Source organism: Pseudomonas sp. SDO5591_S426, from assembly GCF_054070755.1.
Window position 1 is genome coordinate 1 of the sequence record NZ_JBSVXD010000318.1, and the last position, 3,734, is coordinate 3,734.

Genomic DNA, 3,734 nt, shown 5'->3' on the forward strand with positions numbered 1-3,734 from the left:
ATGCGACTTCCTGTAGGAGCTGCCGAAGGCTGCGATCTTTTGATGTTGCAATTACAGATCAACGGCTCAACAAAAACCCGAACCCCTGACCCAGGGCAGTCTCCCTGTAACATTTAGCAATGATCATGAACGACACTCCTTCCCTCCTCAGGAATGTCTGGTATGGCTACCCCCACTTTCACCGCTGCTCCGGCGCCCGCCGGTAGTAGCGCCAAGCCGCAATTCGATAAAAAACCCGGCCTGATTACCGTCGTGGTGTTCGTTGCCGTGCTGGCCATCGGGTTGCTGTTTACCGCGTACAGCCTGATGCATGACATGAATGAACTCGGCACGGTGGTGACCACCTGGACGCCGTTTCTGCTGCTGGGTGTGGCGTTGTTGATTGCCCTGGGCTTTGAGTTCGTCAACGGTTTCCACGACACCGCCAACGCCGTGGCCACGGTGATTTACACCCACTCGCTGCCGCCGAATTTCGCGGTGGTCTGGTCCGGGTTCTTCAACTTCCTTGGGGTGCTGCTGTCCAGCGGCGCGGTGGCGTTCGGCATCATCGCGCTGCTGCCGGTGGAGCTGATTCTGCAAGTCGGTTCATCCGCCGGCTTCGCGATGATCTTCGCCCTGCTGATCGCTGCGATCCTGTGGAACCTTGGCACTTGGTGGCTGGGGCTGCCGGCGTCTTCGTCGCACACATTGATCGGTTCGATCATTGGTGTTGGCGTGGCCAACGCATTGATGCACGGCCGCGACGGCACCAGCGGTGTGGACTGGGCGCAGGCCACCAAGATTGGTTACGCACTGCTGCTTTCGCCGCTGGTGGGTTTCGGCTGCGCCGCGCTGTTGCTGCTGGCCCTGCGTGCGTTCGTGAAGAACCGTGCGCTGTACAAGGAACCGAAAGGCAACACTCCGCCGCCGTGGTGGATTCGCGGTCTGTTGATCCTGACCTGCACCGGCGTGTCGTTCGCCCACGGTTCCAACGACGGCCAGAAAGGCATGGGCCTGATCATGTTGATTCTGGTCGGCACCCTGCCGATGGCCTACGCGCTGAACCGCACCATGCCCGCGGATCAGGCGTTGCAGTTCGCCGCCGTGGCCGAAGTCACCCAGCAAGCGTTGGTCAAAGCCGCGCCGCAACCGGCCCCGGCCGATCCACGTCCGATCCTGTCCGAATACGTGCGCAGCAAGGAAGCGACACCGCAGCTGGTGCCTGCGCTCGCCGCGCTCACCGGCAGCATCGGCGCCGAGGTCAAGGGTTATGGATCGCTGTCGAAAGTGCCCGCCGAAGCCGTGGGCAACGTGCGAAACGACATGTACCTGACCAGCGAAACCATTCGCCTGATGGACAAGAACAAGGTCGGTAATTTCGACGCCGACACCAGCAGCAAGCTGCAACTGTTCAAGCAGCAGATCGACAACTCCACGCGGTTCATTCCGCTATGGGTGAAGATCGCGGTGGCGATTGCGTTGGGGCTGGGCACCATGGTCGGCTGGAAGCGCATTGTGGTGACGGTCGGCGAGAAGATCGGCAAGACTCACCTGACTTACGCGCAAGGTGCCTCGGCGGAAACCGTGGCCATGCTGACCATCGGCGCTGCGGACATGTTCGGGCTGCCGGTGTCGACCACGCATGTTCTGTCATCAGGCGTGGCCGGGACCATGGTCGCCAATGGTGGCGGCTTGCAGATGAAGACTATTCGCAATCTACTGATGGCCTGGGTGCTGACCTTGCCGGCGGCGATTTTGTTGTCGGGCAGTTTGTATTGGTTGTTCACCCAACTCTTCTGACGCTACGCGGACTCTGTAGGAGCAAGGCTTGCCCGCGATTGAGGCGGCGCGGTTTCACAGAAGCACCGCGTCATCGTTCATCGCGGGCAAACCTTGCTCCTACAGGTTGTTAGCCGATCGAATGACTTCCCCCAACCAATCCATGAACGCCCTCACCCGCAACGGCAAATGCCGTTGCCGGGCGTAGAGCAGCGACACTTCCATGGACGGCGCGTTGAACTGCGGCAACACCTCTACCAGTTCACCGCTGATCAAGTGTCTATGCATGCCCATTCGCGGCGCCTGGATCAGGCCGAAACCACCCAGGCACGCCGACTCATAGGCGTCGGTGCTGTTGACCGTGATGCTGCCGGCCATCGGCAGCCGCTGCACCTTGCCGTCGACCTCATACACAAAACCTTCCGAGCGCGCGCCCAATACGCCGACGTAATGCACCAGCCGATGCTGCGCCAGATCCTCCAACTGCTGCGGCACGCCGTATCGCTGCACATAGCCGGGGCTGATGCAGTTGACCATGGCGAAGTCGCACAGATGCCGCGCGACCACCGATTGATCCGGTTGCGCCCCCACCCGCAACACGCAATCAAAGCCTTCACTGAGCAAGTCCACGCGGCGATCGGTGCTGCTGATTTCCAGTTCGAGCAACGGGTGACGCGCCATGAATTCCGGCAGGCGCGGCATCACCACGCGGCGGGCCAGAATGTTCGGCATGTCGACGCGAATTCGCCCCACCAACGTGGCTTCGTCCTGACGAAACAGGCCTTCGATTTCGTCCATGTGCGACAGCAAATCCTTGCTGCGCTCGTACAGCACCAAGCCGTCCTGAGTCGCTTGAACCTTGCGCGTGGTGCGCTGCAACAGACGCGTGCCGAGCAACGCTTCCAGCGCCTGAACATGTTCGGACACCGTGGACCGGGGCAGACCCAGACTCTCCCCCGCCAAGGTAAAACTCGACATCTCGCTGACGCGGACAAAGGTGCGCAGCAATTCCAGTTTGTTCATGGGCCTGACCCTTATTGTTCGGCTTATCCGACCAGTGATTCCGGTTTAGCCATGTTTATCACCCTGTAGCGGATAAATAAACTTCCTCCCATCCACTGCCCACTGCACTTGAGGAAGCCCCATGAACCGTAAAATCGCACTGATCACCGGCGCCAGCCGCGGCCTCGGCAAGAACACCGCGCTGCATCTGGCCGCCCAAGGCGTCGACATCATCGGCACCTACAACAGCCGCGCCGATGAGGCGCAGGCCCTGGTCGCGGAAATTGAAAGCCTCGGCGGCCGCGCCGCCATGCTGCAACTCGATGTTGGACAGAGTGAGCAATTCGCCGCGTTTGCCACCAAAGTCGACCAGGTGCTGCGCACCCACTTCGACCAGCAGCGCTTCGATTTTCTGGTGAACAACGCGGGGATCGGCCTGCACGCGAACTTCGTCGACACCACGGTCGAGCAGTTCGACTTGATGGTGAACATCCACTTCAAGGGACCGTTTTTCCTCACGCAAAACCTGCTGCCATTGCTCAATGACGGCGGGCGCATCATCAACGTTTCCAGCGGGCTGGCCCGTTTCAGTTTTCCCGGTTACGGTGCCTATGCGGCCATGAAAGGTGCGATGGAAGTGCTGACGCGTTACCAGGCCAAAGAGCTGGGTGCGCGCAACATCAGCGTCAACATCCTCGCCCCCGGTGCGATCGAAACCGATTTCGGTGGGGGCACCGTGCGGGACAACGCCGAGGTCAACAAAATGGTCGCGGGCAACACCGCGCTGGGACGCGCCGGTCGTCCGGATGATATTGGCGCCGCGATTGCGCTGCTGGTGGCACCGGGCAGCCAGTGGATCAATGGGCAGCGGATTGAGGCGTCGGGCGGGATGTTTTTGTAAGGCCTAAACATTAAAAGATCAAAAGATCGCAGCCTGCGGCAGCTCCTACATTGGATCGGGTGCATCCAGTTTG

At 60.6% G+C, this 3,734-nt stretch carries 3 protein-coding genes; 2 read left to right on the plus strand and 1 reads right to left on the minus strand.

Going from position 1 to position 3,734, the window contains the following annotated elements:
- The first annotated feature begins 162 nt into the window (after window positions 1-162).
- Window positions 163-1,779 (plus strand): inorganic phosphate transporter, encoded by a 1,617-nt coding sequence (locus tag ACW9JC_RS29195; RefSeq protein WP_416126163.1) that lies wholly within the window; start codon window positions 163-165, stop codon window positions 1,777-1,779.
- 99 nt (window positions 1,780-1,878) lie between these two features.
- On the opposite strand, the gene ACW9JC_RS29200 is transcribed toward ACW9JC_RS29195, so the two are convergent.
- On the minus strand, window positions 1,879-2,781 hold the full coding sequence (locus tag ACW9JC_RS29200; RefSeq protein WP_457459381.1) for a LysR family transcriptional regulator: 903 nt from the start codon (window positions 2,779-2,781) through the stop codon (window positions 1,879-1,881).
- A 121-nt stretch (window positions 2,782-2,902) separates the two neighbouring features.
- Between ACW9JC_RS29200 and ACW9JC_RS29205 the strand changes: the two genes are divergently transcribed.
- Entirely contained in the window at window positions 2,903-3,661 is a 759-nt protein-coding gene (locus tag ACW9JC_RS29205; RefSeq protein ID WP_457459383.1) for an SDR family NAD(P)-dependent oxidoreductase, read from the plus strand.
- Window positions 3,662-3,734 lie beyond the last annotated feature (73 nt).

Bases quoted from the DNA above. Each gene is read 5' to 3' on its own strand.
- ACW9JC_RS29200 (WP_457459381.1), bottom strand. From the start codon at position 2,781: ATGAACAAACTGGAATTGCTGCGCACCTTTGTCCGCGTCAGCGAGATG.
- ACW9JC_RS29205 (WP_457459383.1), top strand. From the start codon at position 2,903: ATGAACCGTAAAATCGCACTGATCACCGGCGCCAGCCGCGGCCTCGGC.
- ACW9JC_RS29195 (WP_416126163.1), top strand. From the start codon at position 163: ATGGCTACCCCCACTTTCACCGCTGCTCCGGCGCCCGCCGGTAGTAGC.